Genomic DNA, 17,664 nt, shown 5'->3' on the forward strand with positions numbered 1-17,664 from the left:
GTCGTGTCGCTCATGCCCAGCCTCCATCGACGATCACATCCTGCGCGGTGATCATGCGGCTGTCGTCGGCGGCAAGGAAGAGGGCCGTACGCGCGAGGTCTTCTGGCAGCAGCTCGGCGTCGATGCACTGGCCCTGCTTGATCGCGAGCCGCCCGGCATCGTCGAGCCACAGGCGCTTCTGCTTGTCCGTCATCACCCAGCCCGGCACCAGCGAATTGACGCGGACGTTGTACGGCCCGAGATCGCGCGCGAGCCCACGCGTGAGCCCCTGCACGGCCGACTTCGCCATCGTGTACACGGGATAGCCACCGTTCTTCAGCATCCAGCTGATCGAGCCGAGGTTGATGATCGAGCCGCTTCTCGCCGCCTTCATGTCGTCGGCGACGGCCTGCGCCGCGAAGAACTGATGACGGATGTTGACGGCGATGCCCGCGTCGAACGACTCGGGCGTGACGCTCTCGATCTTGTGGCGTTGATCGTTCGCTGCGTTGTTGACGAGCGCCGCGATGGGACCCATCGCGGCGCGCACGTCGGCGATCGCTTTCCTCAGCGCGTCGATATCAGTCAGATCGACGTACAGAAAGAGCGGCTTGTGGCGCGAATCGCCGAGGCGATCGGCGAGCGCATCGCCCGCCGTTTCGTCGATATCGAAGAACGCGACGCGCGCGCCCTGCGCGACGAAGTGCTCGACGAACGACGCGCCGATGCCCGTCGCGCCACCCGTGATCAGCACCGTGCGGTCCACGAGACTCGGATAGCGCGCGTAGACGCTGTGTTCGTCGCGCGCGTTCGCGTTGGCCGGAGACGACATCGTTCGGTTTCCTTCTGACGTTGGTTGTTGCACGCGATCAGTCGCGCGAGCCACGGTTCTTCAACTGGTCCAGCAACACAGCCGCGAGCAGGATCGCGCCGCGCACAAGGTACTGATAGAACGCGTCGATGTTCAGCAGGTTCATCACGTTTTCGACGGTGCCCATGATCAGCACGCCGATCACGACGCCCGAAATCGTCGCGCGGCCTCCGAGCAGCGACACGCCGCCCAGCACGCATGCCGAAATCACGTTCAGTTCGAAGCCTTCTGCCGCGTTCGGCTGACCCGACGTGATACGCGACGCGAGAATCACGCCTGCCAGCGCCGTCACCGCGCCCTGAATCAGGAAGATGAAGACGCGCGTGCGCTCGACGTTGATGCCGGCGAGACGCGATGCCTCCGGATTGCCGCCGATGGCAAGCGTATTGCGGCCATACACAGTCGAGTTGAGCATGACGCCGAACGCGATGAAGCAGACTAGCGTCACCCAGATCGGCAGCGACACGCCGAAGAACGACAGGCTGCCGAGCGCGATGAACGTATCCGACGACACGCCGACCGCCTGGCCATGCGACACGATGAAGCCCAGGCCGCGCACGATTTCCATCGTCGCGAGCGTCGTGATCAGCGCATTGATGCGCAGGTACGCGATCACCGCGCCGTTCACGAAGCCGATGACCGCGCCCGCCACGACGGCCGCGATGATCGCGACGAAAGTGTTGCCCGTCGCGTTCAGCACCATTGCGCACAGCACGCCCGCGAACGCGACCGTCGAGCCGACGGACAGGTCGAAATCGCGCGACGCGAGACAGAACATCATCGTGCACGCGACCATGCCGATCTGCGAAATCGACAGCGCGAGGCCGAGCATGTTCTCGATCGAGAAGAAGTGATCGACGGTCAGCGACATCGTGATGAACATCACCGCGAAGATCACGATCAGGCTGTACTCGGTGATCTGCTGCCACCACTTCTGCTTGTCGCTGGCTTGCGGAATCAGCGCTTCGGCGGCGCTCTTGGCCGCCTGTTGCGCGAGGTTTTCTCTGGCTTGCATTTGGTTCACTCCTCCCGTTCCCCACGGGCTATCGGTCTATCGGGGCTGTCGTCCCGGTCGGATTCAGATCTCGTTCAGTGCTCGTTCGCCTGTTGCGCAAACTCACGCCGCTTGCGCCGTCGACGAACTCTTCGGCAACGCGAGGCTCAACACCGATTGCTCGGTCGCGGCGCCGCGCGGCAGCTCGCCGGAAATGCGCCCTTGCCGCATCACGACGATACGGTCGGACACGCCCAGCACTTCAGGCAGCTCCGACGAAATCATCACGATCGCGCAGCCGCGCTCCGCCAGCTGATAAATCACGTTGTAGATCTCGTGCTTCGCGCCGACGTCGATGCCGCGCGTCGGCTCGTCGAGAATCACCACCTTCAGATCGGGCTCGGCCAGCCAGCGCGACAGAATCGCTTTCTGCTGGTTGCCGCCCGACAGGAAGCGAATCTTCTGACGGCGGCTCGGCGTCTTGATCTTCAGAAGCTTGATGAAGCGGTCAGCCGTTTCGGCTTCCTTCTTGCGGTCGAGAAATACGCCCGCCCTCAGATAGTGACGGCGGCAACTGATGTTGATGTTCTCAGCCACCGACGCAATCGCCACGATGCCTTCTTCCTTGCGATCTTCCGGGCACAGCACGATGCCCTGGCGGATCGCTTCGCCGGCGCTCTTCACCTTGATCGCCTTGCCGTCGAGCACGAGCTCGCCGCCCTTCTTCGGATCGTCGCCATAGACGAGGTGCATCAGTTCGCTGCGGCCCGCGCCCACGAGGCCGAAGAAGCCGACGATCTCGCCGCGACGCACGTCGAAGCTCGCGGGCTCGGCGAGCGGATGGCCTTCGATGTTCTTCGCCGAGAAGCGCACTTCGCCCAGCTCGCGCGGCCGGTAGCCGTAAATGTCCGAGATTTCGCGGCCGACCATTTCGCTGACGATCGTGTCGCGGCTCACGCCTTCGAGCGTCGGATGCGACGCGACCTTGCGGCCGTCGCGGAAGATCGTGCACGCGTCGCACAGCTGATAGATCTCGTCCATGCGGTGCGAGATGTAGATCAGCGCGCGGTTGTCGGCGCGCAGATCGCGCACCAGCTTGAACAGCACTTCCGTCTCGCGGTGCGACAGCGAACTCGTCGGTTCGTCGAGCGCAATCACGCGAGCGTTGCGCATCAGCGCCTTGCAGATTTCGACCATCTGCCGTTGCGCAATCGACAGCTTGCGCAGCTTCGCGTTCGGATCGAGATCGACGCCCATCGCCTTGAGCTGCTCGCGCACGTAGCGCTTCGCATCGGCCTTCTTCACGAAGCCGATCGTGTTGGGCAAGCGGCCCAGCAGCAGGTTCTCCGATACCGTCAGGTCCGGCACGTACTGCAGTTCCTGGTGAATCACCGCGATCCCCGCGGCAATCGACGCGCCTGCACTCGCGAAATGCACTTCGTTGTCGTCGATCAGCACGCGGCCGGAATCCGGCTGATATTCACCGCCAAGAATCTTCAGCAGGGTCGATTTCCCTGCGCCGTTTTCGCCCATCAGGCCATGCACCTGGCCGGCATGCACGTCGAAAGAAATTCCGTCGAGCGCACGCACGCCTGGAAACACCTTGCCGATATTGTCAAAACGCAGCGTCGCTGACACTTTGCCTCCTGTTGCTTCGATTGATCCTTCGCGCGGGCCGTCGTCGTCTGCGCGGTCGTCCGCGTAGCCGTCTGTCGTTCGCCTGCACGACGGCTTGCCTTCGCCCGCTTCCGACTGTTCCGTCCTGCGCGCGGCGCGCGAATGCCGTTCGACGGCATTCACGCGCCCGCGTCCCGCTGCCCGCTTACTTCGCTGCGAGGCCCATCTTTTCACGCACTTCGCTGACGTTGTCGCGCGTCGCGAGCATGCCCTGCGTCAGCGTGAGCTTCGGCGGTTCCTTGCCTTGCGTGATCCACGCGTACATCAACTCCGACGTCTCTTCGCCGTGGCGCTTCGGGCTGATGATCACCGTGCCGTAGAAGCCCGTCGGGTTCGGCTTCTTGAACTCGTTCAACGCCGAGTCCGCGCCACCGATGCCGACACCGATCATGTTGTCAGCCTTGAAGCCGCGGCCTTCGGCTGCGCGCACCGCGCCGAGCACGGCTTCGTCGTTCAGGCCGTAGGCGACCCAGTGCTTGAACTGCGGGTTCTTCGTCAGCGCGATGTTCGCTGCGTTGAACGCGTTTTCCGTGTCGGTCTTCGCTTGCGGCGCGGCGATCACGTTGGCCTTCGGGAAGCCTGCTGCGACGAGCGCATCGGTTGCGCCCGAGGTGCGGTCGTGCGCCGTCGGCAGCTGCTCATAGGTCACGTCGATTGCGCCGACGTCCTTCATGTCCCAGCCGCGCTTCTTGATCTCAGCCGCGATGCCTTCGCCGACCTGCTTGCCGATGTTGTAAGCCGAGATGCCCATGTGCGGCACCGCTTCGATCGGCTTGCCCGCGCCGTCGACGAGACGGTCGTCGACCGTCATCATCTTCAGGCCGTCAGCCTTCGCCTTCGCGACGATGCCCGGCCCGAGCTTCACGTCCGGCGTGCAGATCACGAAGCCCTGTGCCTTTTGCGCAGCGAGGTTGTCGATTGCGCTCATGACCTTCTCGCCCGACGGCGCGCCGATCTTCACCAGCGTGAAGCCCTTTTCCTTGGCGGCCGTTTCGGCGAACTTCCACTCATCTTGGAACCACGGCTCTTCCGGCTGCTTCACGAGAAAGCCGATCTTGACCGGATCGGCGGCTTGCGCGATGGGTGCGTTGAAGAGCACCGCCGTCGCCGCCGCTGCCAGCGTGAGGAAAATTCTGCGTTTCATAATGCGTGTCTCCTGACTAGTGAGTAACGAGAAGGTATTGGCCGCGTCTTCTTGTACCGGCTTTGACACACGCGGCCAGCGCGTCAAGCGGTCGACTCCGTCGCCTCTTCTTGCGAGGCGGCTTTGCTGCTTTTCTTCTGTTCCTTCGCTACTGCTTCGTTGCGCTTTCGTTTTCCGTACGGCTCAGTCGTGATAGAGCGCCGAGCGCCCGCCATCGACCGTGATGCAACTCGCGTTGATGAATGGCGCTTCATCCGACGCGAGAAAGACGGCTGTCATCGCGACTTCCTCCGGCTTGCCGATGCGCCCCATCGGTTGCAGATCGAGCGTCGCCTGGCGCGCGGCGGCGGGATCCGACTGCGTATTCCACCAGTCATGCGTCAGCTGGGTTTCGATGTAGCCGGGTGCGATCGCATTCACGCGCACGTTGCGCGGCGCGTACTCGATGCCGAGCGCGCGCGTGAGGCCGATCACGCCATGCTTCGCAACCGGATATGGAAAGCAGCCCGGAATGATCTTGAACGAATGCGTCGACGCGATGTTTACGATGCTGCCCTCGCCGCGTTCGACCATCCCCGGCAGCACCGCGCGGCAACCGTTCCACACGCCGTCCAGATCGACGGCGAAACAGCGGCGCCAGTCGTCGTCGGTCATCGTCAGCGGGTCGCAGAAAACGTTGATGCCCGCGTTGTTCACCAGCACGTCGATCGGGCCGAACGCCTTTTCGCCTTCGCTCACCGCGCGCTGCACGCAAGCCGGTTGCGTGACGTCCGTTTGCACGGCAAGGGTCTTGCCGCCTGTTTGTGCAGCGATGTCGGCGGCCGTGCGCTGCGCCGTCTCGATGTCGAGTTCCGCCAGCACGACTGCCGCGCCTTCGCGCGCGAACGCCGCCGCGATCGACGCGCCGATGCCGCGTCCCGCGCCCGTCACCAGCGCGACTTTGCCTGCGAGCCGGTTCATTTCTTCACGCCCGCGCGCGCGATGCGCAGGCCGTTGACGAACGCCTTCGCGTTCGAAGCCGTCGCCGTCGCCGGCTGGCCCGGCTTGTAAAGCGCCGAGCCCAGCCCGAAGCCGTTCGCGCCCGCGCTCAGGAACGGGCCCATGTTGTCCGGCGCGATGCCGCCGACGGGCAGCAGCGGCACGTCGTTGTGAATCACCGCGCGCCACGCCTTCACGACCTGGCAGCCGAGCTGTTCGGCCGGGAACATCTTCAGCACATCGGCGCCGTTCTTCAGCGCGAGGAAAGCTTCCGTCGGCGTCGCGACGCCGGGCGCGCAGGCCATCGCAAGCGACTTCGCCGTCGTCACCACTTCCGGGTCGCTGTGCGGCATCACGATCAGCTCGCCGCCCGCCGCCTTCACGTCGTGCACGAGCTCGGCGCGCAAAACCGTGCCCGCGCCGACGATCGCATCGACGGGAATCGCATGGCGAATGGCCGAAATGCTGTCGAACGGATTCGGCGAATTCAACGGCACTTCGATGATCCGGAAGCCCGCTTCGTAGAGCGCGCGGCCGTGATCGGCGGCGTCGGCGGGTGTGACACCGCGCAGGATCGCGATCAGCGGACACGCTTCGAAAGCGGCCATCAGGCCGGCGTGCGGCTGATACGGTGCGGGCAGATTCAGATCGAGTTGCATGTCGGTTCCTATGTCACTTGCTGTGTCAGTCGCTTCTCGTCGCTTCGGGTCGCTTCTCGTCGCTTCCGGTCGCCTCAGGTCGCCTGCGCGGCGCCCGGCGCCTCGCCGACGAGGCCCGCTTGCGCCGCGATGCGCCACAAACCGCGTTCCGTCGCGTGCCTGACGAGTTCCGCCCGCTGGCAGCCGAACTGCTCGAGCGCGAGCCGGTAGCGCTCGCACAGCGCTTCGTTGCCGATCAACTGCAACGAGCGGCCCGCGAGCGTCGATTGCTGTTGTGCGAGTGCGGCTTCGAGGCCGTTCAGTTCGTGGCCGATCAGGAGACCGGACAGATAGTCGGGCTGCTGCTCGCGCGTCAGTTGAGCCGTCAGGCCGAGGGTGCGCGTGCTGAAGATCGTTGCGAGCACGCCGGCCTGGCCCTTGTCGCGCGCGACTCGCACGCCGCGCAAAAACGCATCCGTGTCGGGACGGTCGGGCGTGACCATCGTGCGGCCAAGTATCGTGTGCTCGGTGAGCGCCGCGAACACTTCGCCCGTCATGAACGTGTGAAAGCGCTCGATCTTCGCGTCGCGCACCATCACCCATTTCGCGTGCGTGCCTGGCAAGCCGATCAACACGCCCTTCCCGGCCGCCGACGCATTCGCGCCCGACGCATTGGCCGCTGACGCATCGGCGCCCGACGCATCCACGCACGCCAGCGCGCCGAAAATCTGCGTTTCCTCGCCGCGCATCACGTTCGGCAACTCGCCGCTCTGCAACACCCCGGGCACGATGTTGAGCGGCACGCCGCGCGCGGTTTGCACGCGCACGATGCCGCCGACGAGCGCATCGGCGCTCGCGGGCGTATTCACATACGGCGCTTCCTTCCAGCCTTGCGCGCTGCCGACCATGCCCGCCGCGATCACGGGCAGTTCAGGCGAGCGGTCGAGCCACGCGCCGACAGCGGCATCGAACGCGGCATCGAAACCGCCTTCCGCGGCGGGACGCGGCAGATTCATGATGCCGGCCGTCGATGCACGCGTCTCCAGCACCGCGCCGTTCGCATCGAACAGATAAGCGCGCAGCGACGTCGTGCCCCAGTCGAGCGCGATTAGCGCCGCGCCACCTGCCGGCTGGGCCGGCTCGGCGCGCTGGGTTGACAAGGTGGACAGGGTCGAACCCGTCTGAGTCATCGTTTGATCCTGCGTGTAGTCGGTTGTGGAACACGCCAGCCCAGTTCTTCGGAAATTGCGCGCGCTTCGCGCTGCACGACGGGAATCAGCTCGTCCATGCGCTCGAGCGACATGTACGGAATCGTGCTCGCCACCGACAGCGCCGCGACGATCGAACCCGACGCATCGCGCACGGGCGCAGCCACGCAGCGAATCGACGCTTCGTTCTCTTCCAGATCGAACGTGAAGCCGCCCGCCGCGTAGTTCGTCATGCGCTGCATGAAGGTCTGCTGATCGGGCCGGTTGTCGGGCTTGAAGCTGACACCCGCGAGCGCGCGCCGCGACGCGTCGAACAGCGACTGCCATTGATCGGGAACGAGATCGAGCATCATCGCCTTGCCGATGCCCGTCGACGCGAGCGGCATCCGGTGGCCGACGCGCGAGCGCATTTCGAGGCCGCGCGTGCCGGGAATCTTGTCGATGTACAGCACGTCGTCGCCGTCGCGCACGCCGAGGTGGATGGTGTCGTGCGTCAGTTCCGCAAGCGACTCGAGATGCGGACGCGCAACCGTCGTGAGCGGCATCTGTTCGAGCGCGATCGTGCCGAGCTCGATCAGCTTCGGACCGAGCAGATAACCGCCCTGCACCTGACGCAGATAACGCGCCTGCACGAGGCTGCTGACGAGCCGGTGCGTCGTGCTGCGCGTCGTGCCGAGCGCGGCGCCGAAGGTGCGCAGGTCGCGCACGCCCGCCGCAGCGGCTTCGAGAATCGCGAGACCGCGCAGCAGCGTCTGCGTGCCTGCCTGCTGCGGCGTGATGTCGAGCAGCGTGCTCGGCAAGCCGATGCTGTCGACGGGCGGCGGAACGATGGCGCCGTTCGCGGAGCGCGGCGCGGGCTTGCGCGCAGCGTCTGCCTTTTGCGTTCGAGGTGCTTCAGACGCTTCGGATGCTGAAGCCGCGTCCTGCACATCCGGCGCTTGTGACTCGGCGTGGGTGGTCATCGCTTTGTTCATGGCGGGTGGCAACGTGCAGAGGGGAGTTACCGCGACGTGCCGGCTTGGCGGCTCGCGTCCGGAGCGACTGGAAGCGGCGCGTGCAGCGTGTGCGCGGCGCGCGTGTCGTGCAGCAAGGAGCAGGAAGGCATGGCGTGGCGTCTCCAGTTTCATCCCGCTTCATGCGCCGCGCATGGCGCTGGCGACGAAGCGGTGTTTTTTGCCGATGTCGTTCGGCTTGTTGAACCGGATTGTAGGGCGCTTTTTTGAGATTCACCAACATATGAGCGCATCGCTCATATGTTGGGATACTAGTAGCGATGGTGCTCGGGAATATCTGACAGAAACGCCTCGCAACCCTATTGCTTCGCGATAAGCGCCTGCAGTCAGGAATTAGCGAAATCAAAGACCGGCGACATGGTTTCGGAATCATCCGATGGGGTGTGCTCTTTCGCCTGCTTAACCTGCCTACGCTTAAGCAAATCCGTAAATATTTTCGACAATTGGCGCATCGTCAGTCATATGCCGATTATTTCGATTCGCTGGCACTCTCGCAAACTCATTTAAAATACCGATAAGATCATGAATATATTCAAACCGCTATTTATATGCGTGGCAATTGTCGGCTCAGGCATGGCTCACGCACAACCGACGCACGATCAACTGGTAGCTGACTTCTCCGGTCCTTATGTCGGCGTCAAGGCTGGTGCGAACTTTTCGAGTGCGTCGGGCGCCATGGCAAAGCCTTCGCACACGACGTTCTTCCCCGGCTTGGTGATCGGCTATGGTTTCAATCTTGGCCCAGTGGTGCTTGGCGCTGAAGCGTTCGCCGATCTCCACCACGGTTCCGCGACCTACAAGGACGGCGGAGTCGATGCAAAGATCGGTTATCCGATCGAACGATTCATGCCGTACGCGCGGCTAGGCGTAACCACCGACTGGCCCTCGTCCGCCTTCCATTACGGCATTGGCGTCGAATATCAATTCACGAAGAATGTGAGTTTATTCTCCGAATGGACTCGCGATGCAGCCAATGCTTACAGCACCCACTGGGTAAATAACAGCATTACCGTCGGAGCGAATTACAGATTCAAATAATCAAACTCGTCAAAATAAAAACGGCGATTATCCTGAAGACAATCGCCGTTTCAGTTCACATTCGAAGCCTGATAATCAGTCCGGTAATTCCGCCGCGCCCATTCTGCGGGCGATGACCCGTGCGCGCTGCGCGAGATAGCCGGAACTGCGATGCTCGTCGAAGTATTTCGGTCTCGGCAGCATCACGGCGAGCCGCGCCGACTGGCCGGCTGTCAGCTTCGCCGCCGACGTCTTGAAGTAGTAGCGCGCCGCCGCTTCCGCGCCATACACGCCGTTGCCCCATTCGACCGAATTCAGATAGATCTCGAAGATTCGCTCCTTGTCCATCAGCGTCTCGAGCATCCACGTGATGATGAGTTCCTGGCCCTTGCGGATATAGCTCTTTTCTCGCGACAAAAATAAATTGCGCGCCAGTTGCTGAGTGATCGTCGAACCGCCTGCGACGATCTTGCCGCGTGCCTTGTTTCTCTCCCACGCCTGGAGAATCGCGTCGGTTTCGTAGCCGTTGTTATTGACGAAATTCGCATCTTCCGACGCGATGATCGCGCGCTTCAGATTGCGCGAGATCTGCTCGTAGGGCACCCATATGCGCTGGATCGACAAATCGGGACGATCCTGCGATAGACGCCAGGCATCGGATCGCATGAACGCCGTCGACGACGGATTCACATAGTTCCATAGCGCGATCTGCGCGAAGTAGAACAGCTGCGTCGCGAACCACGCAGCAACGAAGACCGCGACTGCGTAGGCCGCCCAGCGCGTCGCTCCGGCCTTCGAGCCGGGCCTGCTCGCACGCCTCGTTTTTGTCATTGTCGTCGCTGTGCCGTGAAGTCGGGGAACGCGTGGGCGCCGCTCGCGCTCACGCGCTTTGCGGCGCGCTCAGCATCTCGCGCAGCGCGGCGAGCACGGGCGCGCCGTCGGGACGCACGCCGCGCCACACGAAGAACGACTCCGCCGCCTGTTCGACCAGCATGCCGAGCCCGTCCGCCGCGCGCGCGCCGAACCGGTTCGCGTGCTGCATGAAGACGGTCGGCTGCGCGCCGTACATCATGTCGTACGCGAGCGTGCCCGCGCCGAACGCGCCGTCGTCGCACTCGGGCAGCGACACATCGAGGCTGCTCGCCGTCGCGTTGACGATCACGTCGTAGGCGCCCGGTTCGATCGCCTGCGCACTGCCGCCCGTCAGACGGCACGCCGCGTCGCTTGCCGCGCTCGCGAACTGCGCGACCAGCGCATCGGCCTTCGCCGCCGTCCGGTTCACGATGGTCAGCGTGTGCGGCTTGCGCTGCAGAATAGGCAGCACGACGCCGCGCGCCGCGCCGCCCGCTCCCAGCAATAGCACGCGCGCGCCCGTGAGCGGCACGCGCAGATTCACTTCGATATCGCGCACGAGGCCGAAGCCGTCGGTGTTGTCGCCGTAGATGCCGCCATCCTTTTCGAAGCGAAGCGTATTCACCGCGCCCGCCGCAGCCGCGCGCGGCGACAGCGACGTGGCGAACGCGTGCGCGTCGAGCTTGAACGGCACCGTCACGTTCAGGCCTCGCCCACCCTCGTCGATGAACGCCCGCACGCGCGCCGCGAATTGATCGACGGGCGCGAGCAGACGGCCGTATTCGACGGGCTCGCCTGTCTGCTCGGCGAAACGCGCGTGGATGAACGGCGACTTGCTGTGCGCGATCGGATTGCCGATCACCGCGTAGCGGTCACGCTGGACCGGCGTTGTGCTCATCGGCTTGACTCCGTTGCGTGATGGCTCACGTCCGGTTTTACGTCCTGCTCCACGTCCTTTTGATCGGCGGAAGCCGGCGAATCGTTGCCGGCGGCCGGCTCGCCGTCCGCGTTCGTCGCGGTGTCGGCTTCTGCCTGCGCTTCGGCTTCGCTTTCGGCGGATGCATCGGCGGCGTCGATGATCTCTTCGTCGCCCTCGTCCTCTTCTTCCGCGCCGCTCGTCACCGTCGGCGCATCGAGCACGTGCAGCGGACGCACCGACGCCTCGATCGTCAGCTCATCGACCGACATCACTTCGAGCATCAGCCGCGTGCCGCGCGCATGCACGCCGAGCCCCGGCACATGCAGCAGCAGCGGCACTTCTTCGAGCCGCACGAGGTCGCCCTTCACCACGGACGCAACCACCTGCTTCCTGTTCTCCTGCGTGAGCCAGCGCAGACACCAGAAATACTCCATGCGCCGCTGATGATCGGCGTACGCGGTATAGGTGTCGTCGAAGCCCTGCACGACGGCGAACAGATCGGCGTCCTTCGGCTTGAACGGCGCCGCGAGCTTGGCCGTCACGCCGTGCTGCACGCACGCGATCAGCTGCCACTGGTTCACGAGGTCGACATAGCGGCGCAGCGGCGACGTGCTCCACGCGTACTGCGCGACGCCGAGGCCTTCGTGCGGCGCGGCCGTCGTCTGCATGCGTGTGCGTTTGGGGCCCGTCGGCGCGCCGAACGCGCGCTGCGAGCGGTAGATGCCCGGCACCCCGTGATCGTGCAGGAACGCGCCCCACGTCGAGTTCGCGAGAATCGCCAGTTCCGCGACGATCGTGTCGAGCGGCGAACCGCGTCGACGCGGCGTGATCGTCACGTGCTCGCCTTCGACGTAGAAGTTGAAATCGGTATTGCGCTGCACTTCGCGCTTCAGGCCGTAGCCCGCGCGCGCGACCTGGCGCTTCTCGAACAGAGACTGCGCGAACGGCCACAGCACCGCGATGTCTTCCTTGTGCGGATAGTCGCCCGTGCCGTTGGCGAGTGCCTCTTCCGTCACGAGTTCGTCGAGCGTGTTGTGGCGCAGATTGCTCTTCACGTAGACGAGTTCGGCGCGCGTTTCGCTCGCGACGATTTCCTGCGTCTCGCGCTTCACGATGCTGTACAGCGACAGCGCCGGCCGCAGACCGCCTTCGGCGAGCGTGAATTTGTCGACGACGGAATCGGGCAGCATCGTGATCTTGTCGCCCGGCATGTACACCGTCGACAGGCGGCCGCGCGCGATCGCATCGACGGTATCGCCACGCGCGATGCCGAGCGCGGGCGCCGCGATGTGAATGCCGATCCGCACGCGGCCATCGGAGAGATGCTCGACGGAGAACGCGTCGTCGATTTCGGTTGTGGTCACGTCGTCGATCGAGAACGCTTCGACTTCGGCTTGCGGCAAATCCTCAGGCAGCTCGCCGACCGTCACGGCCGGGAAACTCGTGCCGTGCGGGAAGTATTCGGACAGAAAGCGCGCTTCGTGCAGCGCGCGCGCCGACGGAATGCCGCCGCATTCGAGCATCAGGCGCGCCGCCGAAATGCCGCGCGCCGCTGCCGCGGCTTCGAGCGCCTTGTATTCGATCGAGTTCTTGTCGGGCTTCGTCAGCAGTCCAAGCGCCTTGCTCTGGAAACCATCCGGCAGACGGCCCGCCTTCAGCTCCTCTTCGTAGCCCTGCTGGACGAGCGCCTGCTGGCGCTTGCGCTCGAGCGACGCGAGCGCCATCTTCAGTTGCTCTTCCGGCGCGCGCTGATACTGGCCGCGCCCCTTGCGGCGGAAATAGACGGGCGAGCCGTGCATGCGCAGGATCAGCGCCGCGCGCTCGACGGGTCCGAACGACTCGCCGAAATACTCGGCGCCGAGCGTTGCAAACGGAAACTCTTCTTCCGGTGCGCATTCCCACAGAAAGTCGAGATCGATGTCCTGCGCGACGGCATCGGCTTGCTCCATCAGTTCGCCTGCCGTCGGCCTCTCGAATTCGATCAGCACGTCTTTCGCGCGGACTTTCGCGCGGCGTCCGCCAGGCAGCTCGACCTGGAACGCGTCGCCCTGACGCGACAGCACGCTGCCCGCCTTGAAACTGCCCGATTCCTCAAAGAAAACGTTCACTCAATACTCTCATTCTGGCTTGCGTCGGCCGGCGCGCGTGCTGGGTGATTGCGCGTCGGCGTCGTGTTCGGTGTGGTGTTCCGCAACGCGCATGCCGGTCGGCGCACGCCGTTTGCGGATCATCGGATCATGCCGCCTCGCCTGGCGCGGGCGGCTCGGCGTCGGCGGCGTCGCAAAACGCGAGTACGTCGTCGACATAATCGGGAAATTCGCTGATCGCGTGGTCGCTGCCTTCGATCAATTTCGTCCGCACGCCGGGATAGTGCGCGAGCATTTCGCGGTAATCGAGCACTTCGTCGCCGGTGGCGGCAATCAGATAATAGCGTTCGGGGCGCGTGACCGACGCAACGCCGAGCGCGCGCAATTCGTCCAGATGGTGCTGCTCGACGACGATGCTGCCGCCGCCGTGCCACAACGGCTGCTCGCCGAGATAGTGGCTCAGGTCGCGCTGCGGCACGACAGCTGGGTTCAGCAGCACCGCGCGCCAGCCGTGCTTTTCGGCGAGATGCGTCGCGAAATAGCCGCCGAGCGAACTGCCGATCAACGTCACATGCGCCGGCTTGGCCGCCGCGACCTGTTCTTCGACGAGCGCCACGGTTTCGAGCGGCGACACGGGCAGCATCGGACAGCACCATTCCGCGCCGCGGCCGAGCGCAGCAAGCCGCCCGGCCATCACGCGCGCCTTGAACGAATTCGGCGACGAGCGGAAACCGTGCAGATAGAGAATCACGCGACGCCCCGCGCCTGCTCCGCCGGGCGCGCCGACAGCGCGTCCAGCAGCTTCTGGTGCACGCCGCCGAAGCCACCGTTGCTCATGACGAGCACGTGATCGCCGGGCTGCGCCGCCGCGACGATGGCTTTGACCAGTGCGTCGATGTCGCTGAACGCCTGCGCCTTGCCGCTCATCGGCGCGAGCGCTTCGGCGAGATTCCAGCCGAGCGCGTCTTTGCCCGCCGGCGCGCCGTAGCCGAACACGAGATCGGCGTCAGCGAGACTCGATGGCAGCTGCGCCTTCATCACGCCGAGTTTCATCGTGTTCGAGCGCGGCTCCAGCACGGCGAGAATGCGCGTGCGCTTTCCGTTTTCGCCGCGGCCCACGCGCGTGCGCAGGCCGGCGATCGTCGTCTGGATCGCCGTCGGATGATGCGCGAAATCGTCGTAGACGGTCACGCCGTCGACGCTGCCGCGCACTTCCATCCGGCGCTTCACGTTGCGGAAGGTCGACAGCGATTTCGCGGCCTGCGCGGGCGGCACGCCGATGTGGCGCGCGGCGGCGATCGCCGCGATTGCGTTCATCCGGTTGTGCTCGCCCTGCACCTGCCAGTCGACCACGCCGACGCGCTCGCCGCCGTGATAGACGGCGAAGCGCTCGTCGACGGCGACACCGTCTTCAGCCGGCAGCGCCTGCCAGCCGCCGTCGACGCCGAAGCGTTCTACTTCGCTCCAGCAGCCGCGCGTCAGCACGCGTTCGAGCGCATCTTCGCGGCCGTTCGACACGATCCGCCCGATGCCCGGCACCGTGCGCACAAGGTGGTGGAATTGCGTTTCGATCGCGGCGAGATCCGGGAAAATGTCCGCGTGATCGAATTCCAGATTGTTCAGGATTGCCGTGCGCGGCCGGTAATGGACGAACTTCGAGCGCTTGTCGAAGAACGCTGTGTCGTATTCGTCGGCTTCGATCACGAAGAAGCTCGAATCGGTCAGCCGCGCCGACACGCCGAAATTCAACGGCACGCCGCCGATCAGAAAGCCCGGATTCATGCCCGCGTCTTCGAGCAGCCAGGTCAGCATCGACGTCGTGGTCGTCTTGCCGTGCGTGCCCGCCACGGCCAGCACCCACTTGCCGTTCAGCACATGCTCGCCGAGCCACTGCGGACCGGACGTGTACGGCAGGCCGCGATTCAGGATTTCTTCCATCAGCGGATTGCCGCGCGTCACGACGTTGCCGACCACGAAGAGGTCGGGCTTCAGGTCGAGCTGCTCGACGCCCCAGCCTTCGATCAGCTTGATGCCTTGCGCCTCGAGCTGCGTGCTCATCGGCGGGTAGACACCGGCGTCGCAACCCGTCACCGTGTGCCCGGCGTTGCGCGCGAGAACCGCGAGACCGCCCATGAACGTGCCGCAGATGCCGAGGATGTGAATGTGCATAAAAGCTGTCGCGCCGCAGGGCGTGTTTTGCGTGGAAGAAGATGCGCGCAAAGGGCCGGAAAGCCCTCGCGGCAAAGGACGCCTATTGTAACCGACAGGCTCGCCCGTTCCTGGTGGCGCGCCTGGCAAAACACCGCCGGATACGGCTTCAAACCCACGCGCGGCGCCGGTGCGCGCAAAAAGGCCACCGGGTTTTCTCTAGTATCATTGGCGGATGGTTCGCAAAACACATTTCGATCCGCAGCGCGTGCGTGAGGAAATCGCGATCGCGGCTGCGAGAATGATCGCCGAAGACGGTCTCGACTACTCGACGGCCAAGCGCAAGGCTGCGCGGCAGGTGGTCGGGGAGACGCGCGTCGCGGGCGAATGGCTGCCGGATAACGACCAGATCGAGGAAGAAATCCGCGAATACCAGTCGCTGTTTCAGGGTGACAGCCAGCCGGCCGTGCTGCGCCGCCTGAGAGAAATCGCACTCGACTGGATGCAGCGGCTCGCGCCATTCAATCCTTATCTGACAGGCGCCGTCCTGGGCGGAACGGCTGGCGAGCATTCCGACATCCATCTGCAGGCGTTCTGCGACAACCCAAAGGAAGTCGCCATCTACCTGCTGAATACGAATGTGCAGTACGACGTTTCTGAAACGCGGCACTTTGCGGGACGTGGATACGTCGAAACATTGAGCTTTCTCTGGCGCCCGACCGATGAAGGACGGGACGCCGAACCGGTGGGCATCCACGTCGCGCTGTACAGCACCGACGACCTGCGCGGCGCGGTGCGAGCCGACGCGCGCGGCCGGCTCGCAAGGGCCGACGTTCGCGCAGTGCAGGCGCTGATCGACGAGAGCGACGGCTCTCCTTTCCCCTAACTGACACATCTCTATATATGAAGCGCATTCTGGCAATCGCGGCGGTGGCCGTCGTCGCAACGGTGGGAGGAGCGGTGGCGAGCCACTGGTTCGTCGGCAGCAACGACCTCGCGGGCGTCGCGAACGCCGCGCCTGCCGACAGCAGCAACGCCGTCAACCAGCTCTGGTCGGCGAACGTCACGAACGCGGACGGCAAGCCGCAGTCGCTCGCCGGATTCAAGGGCCGTCCCGTCGTCGTCAACTTCTGGGCGTCGTGGTGCGGACCGTGCGTCGAAGAGATGCCGTCGCTATCGCAACTGCATAAGGAATACGCGAAGAAAGGCATCGAGTTCGTCGGACTCGGCGTCGACTCCGACAAGAACGTGAAGGCGTTCCTTCAGAAAGTGCCCGTCGACTACCCGGTTTTCGTCGCCGGCTTCGGCGGCGCCGATCTCGCCCGCTCATTCGGCAACAACGCGGGCGGTTTGCCTTACACCGTCGTAATTGACGCAAAAGGCGTCGTACGGTCGACAAAATTGGGACAGGTCAAGCCCGACGAGCTCAAACGGACGCTCGACGCACTATGACGTCAACAACTTATTGACGTTTAATTGACATCGTTTGGCCCCAGGTTGCCCGACATTCCGCCGGAATTGTCAGAAGTTCGGCTAGTTGCGGCTATCGCGGAAAGGCGCCGGATCATCGCGGGTGCTCGAGAAACTAGACAAATTTCTCTAATCAGCGCTAAAGTGCGGCCAATTCCACGGAAAACGAAGCGACCATGACGCGACTGCTGGTTCTGCACGGCCCCAACCTCAATCTTCTCGGCACCCGGGAACCTGAGGTGTATGGCCGCGTCACGCTCCCGCAGATCGATCAGGCGCTCGCCGACCGCGCAGCGGACGCCGGCGTCGAACTGGCCACCTTCCAGAGCAATCACGAAGGCGCACTCGTCGATCGCATCCAGGCCGCCCGAACCGAGAAGACCGATTTCATCCTGATCAATCCCGCCGCGTACACGCATACGAGCGTGGCGATCCGGGACGCACTAGCGGGCGTCGGCATCCCGTTCGTCGAGATTCATCTATCGAACGTGCATCGTCGAGAACCGTTCAGGCATCACTCGTATTTCTCCGACCAGGCAGAGGGCGTGATTTGCGGCCTCGGCTGGAAGGGTTATCTGTACGCACTCGAATACGCGCTCGACCGGTTGTCCGTTCAGACAGCCGGGACGTCGCGCGACTGACAACCCAAAACACGAATTCAGCGCCGGC

General features: G+C 64.3%; 17 protein-coding genes. 4 read left to right on the forward strand and 13 right to left on the reverse strand.

Annotated features, from left to right (window positions below):
• Positions 1-10: 10 nt before the first annotated feature.
• The 8 genes from AABE10_RS24755 to AABE10_RS24790 all read right to left on the reverse strand — a co-directional run bounded on the left by AABE10_RS24755 (position 11) and on the right by AABE10_RS24790 (position 8,463).
• On the reverse strand, positions 11-811 hold the full coding sequence (locus tag AABE10_RS24755; RefSeq protein WP_342935853.1) for an SDR family oxidoreductase: 801 nt from the start codon (positions 809-811) through the stop codon (positions 11-13).
• A gap of 37 nt (positions 812-848) precedes the next feature.
• Positions 849-1,865, reverse strand: a complete 1,017-nt coding sequence (araH, locus tag AABE10_RS24760) for an L-arabinose ABC transporter permease AraH (protein WP_342935854.1) — start codon at positions 1,863-1,865, stop codon at positions 849-851.
• Positions 1,866-1,967: 102 nt separating this feature from the next.
• Complete coding sequence (araG, locus tag AABE10_RS24765; protein WP_342935935.1) at positions 1,968-3,482, reverse strand: L-arabinose ABC transporter ATP-binding protein AraG; 1,515 nt, start codon at positions 3,480-3,482, stop codon at positions 1,968-1,970.
• Between the two features lie 184 nt (positions 3,483-3,666).
• Positions 3,667-4,665, reverse strand: coding sequence for an arabinose ABC transporter substrate-binding protein (locus tag AABE10_RS24770; protein ID WP_342935855.1), 999 nt, complete (start codon positions 4,663-4,665; stop codon positions 3,667-3,669).
• A 183-nt stretch (positions 4,666-4,848) separates the two neighbouring features.
• The gene (locus AABE10_RS24775; RefSeq protein ID WP_342935856.1) at positions 4,849-5,625 is read right to left on the reverse strand and encodes an SDR family oxidoreductase; all 777 of its coding nucleotides are present in this window, start codon (positions 5,623-5,625) and stop codon (positions 4,849-4,851) included.
• A complete protein-coding gene (locus tag AABE10_RS24780) occupies positions 5,622-6,302 on the reverse strand; it encodes a 2-dehydro-3-deoxy-6-phosphogalactonate aldolase (protein ID WP_342935857.1) in 681 nt (226 codons plus the stop codon). Before AABE10_RS24780 ends, AABE10_RS24775 begins: the two co-directional genes overlap by 4 nt.
• Before the next feature lie 74 nt (positions 6,303-6,376).
• Positions 6,377-7,471, reverse strand: a complete 1,095-nt coding sequence (locus tag AABE10_RS24785) for a 2-dehydro-3-deoxygalactonokinase (RefSeq protein WP_342935858.1) — start codon at positions 7,469-7,471, stop codon at positions 6,377-6,379.
• A complete protein-coding gene (locus tag AABE10_RS24790; RefSeq protein WP_342935859.1) occupies positions 7,468-8,463 on the reverse strand; it encodes an IclR family transcriptional regulator in 996 nt (331 codons plus the stop codon). The genes AABE10_RS24785 and AABE10_RS24790 overlap by 4 nt, the downstream gene beginning before the upstream one ends.
• A gap of 561 nt (positions 8,464-9,024) precedes the next feature.
• Between AABE10_RS24790 and AABE10_RS24795 the strand changes: the two genes are divergently transcribed.
• A complete protein-coding gene (locus AABE10_RS24795) occupies positions 9,025-9,540 on the forward strand; it encodes an outer membrane protein (protein WP_342935860.1) in 516 nt (171 codons plus the stop codon).
• Between the two features lie 75 nt (positions 9,541-9,615).
• On the opposite strand, the gene mtgA is transcribed toward AABE10_RS24795, so the two are convergent.
• The 5 genes from mtgA to mpl all read right to left on the reverse strand — a co-directional run bounded on the left by mtgA (position 9,616) and on the right by mpl (position 15,546).
• Positions 9,616-10,350, reverse strand: coding sequence for a monofunctional biosynthetic peptidoglycan transglycosylase (gene mtgA, locus AABE10_RS24800; protein WP_342935861.1), 735 nt, complete (start codon positions 10,348-10,350; stop codon positions 9,616-9,618).
• Positions 10,351-10,399: 49 nt separating this feature from the next.
• On the reverse strand, positions 10,400-11,269 hold the full coding sequence (gene aroE, locus AABE10_RS24805; RefSeq protein WP_342935862.1) for a shikimate dehydrogenase: 870 nt from the start codon (positions 11,267-11,269) through the stop codon (positions 10,400-10,402).
• The gene (locus AABE10_RS24810) at positions 11,266-13,398 is read right to left on the reverse strand and encodes a ribonuclease catalytic domain-containing protein (protein ID WP_342935863.1); all 2,133 of its coding nucleotides are present in this window, start codon (positions 13,396-13,398) and stop codon (positions 11,266-11,268) included. Before AABE10_RS24810 ends, aroE begins: the two co-directional genes overlap by 4 nt.
• Before the next feature lie 127 nt (positions 13,399-13,525).
• Positions 13,526-14,128, reverse strand: coding sequence for a YqiA/YcfP family alpha/beta fold hydrolase (locus tag AABE10_RS24815; protein WP_342935864.1), 603 nt, complete (start codon positions 14,126-14,128; stop codon positions 13,526-13,528).
• Positions 14,125-15,546 carry a UDP-N-acetylmuramate:L-alanyl-gamma-D-glutamyl-meso-diaminopimelate ligase gene (mpl, locus tag AABE10_RS24820; protein WP_342935865.1) on the reverse strand — a complete coding sequence of 474 codons (1,422 nt, stop codon included), beginning with the start codon at positions 15,544-15,546 and terminating at the stop codon, positions 14,125-14,127. The genes AABE10_RS24815 and mpl overlap by 4 nt, the downstream gene beginning before the upstream one ends.
• A gap of 214 nt (positions 15,547-15,760) precedes the next feature.
• Between mpl and AABE10_RS24825 the strand changes: the two genes are divergently transcribed.
• The 3 genes from AABE10_RS24825 (at position 15,761) to aroQ (ending at position 17,636) form a co-directional block, all read left to right on the forward strand.
• Positions 15,761-16,411, forward strand: a complete 651-nt coding sequence (locus AABE10_RS24825; RefSeq protein ID WP_342935866.1) for a UDP-N-acetylmuramate--alanine ligase — start codon at positions 15,761-15,763, stop codon at positions 16,409-16,411.
• A gap of 17 nt (positions 16,412-16,428) precedes the next feature.
• Positions 16,429-16,977 (forward strand): TlpA disulfide reductase family protein, encoded by a 549-nt coding sequence (locus tag AABE10_RS24830; RefSeq protein ID WP_342935867.1) that lies wholly within the window; start codon positions 16,429-16,431, stop codon positions 16,975-16,977.
• 194 nt (positions 16,978-17,171) lie between these two features.
• Positions 17,172-17,636: a type II 3-dehydroquinate dehydratase gene (gene aroQ, locus AABE10_RS24835; RefSeq protein ID WP_342935868.1), complete on the forward strand. Its 465-nt coding sequence runs from the start codon at positions 17,172-17,174 to the stop codon at positions 17,634-17,636.
• Positions 17,637-17,664: the final 28 nt, after the last annotated feature.

This window comes from Paraburkholderia diazotrophica (assembly GCF_038900755.1).
In the GTDB taxonomy this organism is placed as follows: Bacteria; Pseudomonadota; Gammaproteobacteria; order Burkholderiales; family Burkholderiaceae; genus Paraburkholderia; species Paraburkholderia diazotrophica_A.

Bases quoted from the DNA above. Each gene is read 5' to 3' on its own strand.
- AABE10_RS24795 (WP_342935860.1), top strand. From the start codon at position 9,025: ATGAATATATTCAAACCGCTATTTATATGCGTGGCAATTGTCGGCTCA.
- aroQ (WP_342935868.1), top strand. From the start codon at position 17,172: ATGACGCGACTGCTGGTTCTGCACGGCCCCAACCTCAATCTTCTCGGC.
- aroE (WP_342935862.1), bottom strand. From the start codon at position 11,269: ATGAGCACAACGCCGGTCCAGCGTGACCGCTACGCGGTGATCGGCAAT.
- AABE10_RS24755 (WP_342935853.1), bottom strand. From the start codon at position 811: ATGTCGTCTCCGGCCAACGCGAACGCGCGCGACGAACACAGCGTCTAC.
- AABE10_RS24790 (WP_342935859.1), bottom strand. From the start codon at position 8,463: ATGAACAAAGCGATGACCACCCACGCCGAGTCACAAGCGCCGGATGTG.
- AABE10_RS24825 (WP_342935866.1), top strand. From the start codon at position 15,761: ATGGTTCGCAAAACACATTTCGATCCGCAGCGCGTGCGTGAGGAAATC.
- AABE10_RS24785 (WP_342935858.1), bottom strand. From the start codon at position 7,471: ATGACTCAGACGGGTTCGACCCTGTCCACCTTGTCAACCCAGCGCGCC.
- AABE10_RS24830 (WP_342935867.1), top strand. From the start codon at position 16,429: ATGAAGCGCATTCTGGCAATCGCGGCGGTGGCCGTCGTCGCAACGGTG.
- AABE10_RS24770 (WP_342935855.1), bottom strand. From the start codon at position 4,665: ATGAAACGCAGAATTTTCCTCACGCTGGCAGCGGCGGCGACGGCGGTG.
- AABE10_RS24775 (WP_342935856.1), bottom strand. From the start codon at position 5,625: ATGAACCGGCTCGCAGGCAAAGTCGCGCTGGTGACGGGCGCGGGACGC.
- mtgA (WP_342935861.1), bottom strand. From the start codon at position 10,350: ATGACAAAAACGAGGCGTGCGAGCAGGCCCGGCTCGAAGGCCGGAGCG.
- AABE10_RS24780 (WP_342935857.1), bottom strand. From the start codon at position 6,302: ATGCAACTCGATCTGAATCTGCCCGCACCGTATCAGCCGCACGCCGGC.
- araH (WP_342935854.1), bottom strand. From the start codon at position 1,865: ATGCAAGCCAGAGAAAACCTCGCGCAACAGGCGGCCAAGAGCGCCGCC.
- mpl (WP_342935865.1), bottom strand. From the start codon at position 15,546: ATGCACATTCACATCCTCGGCATCTGCGGCACGTTCATGGGCGGTCTC.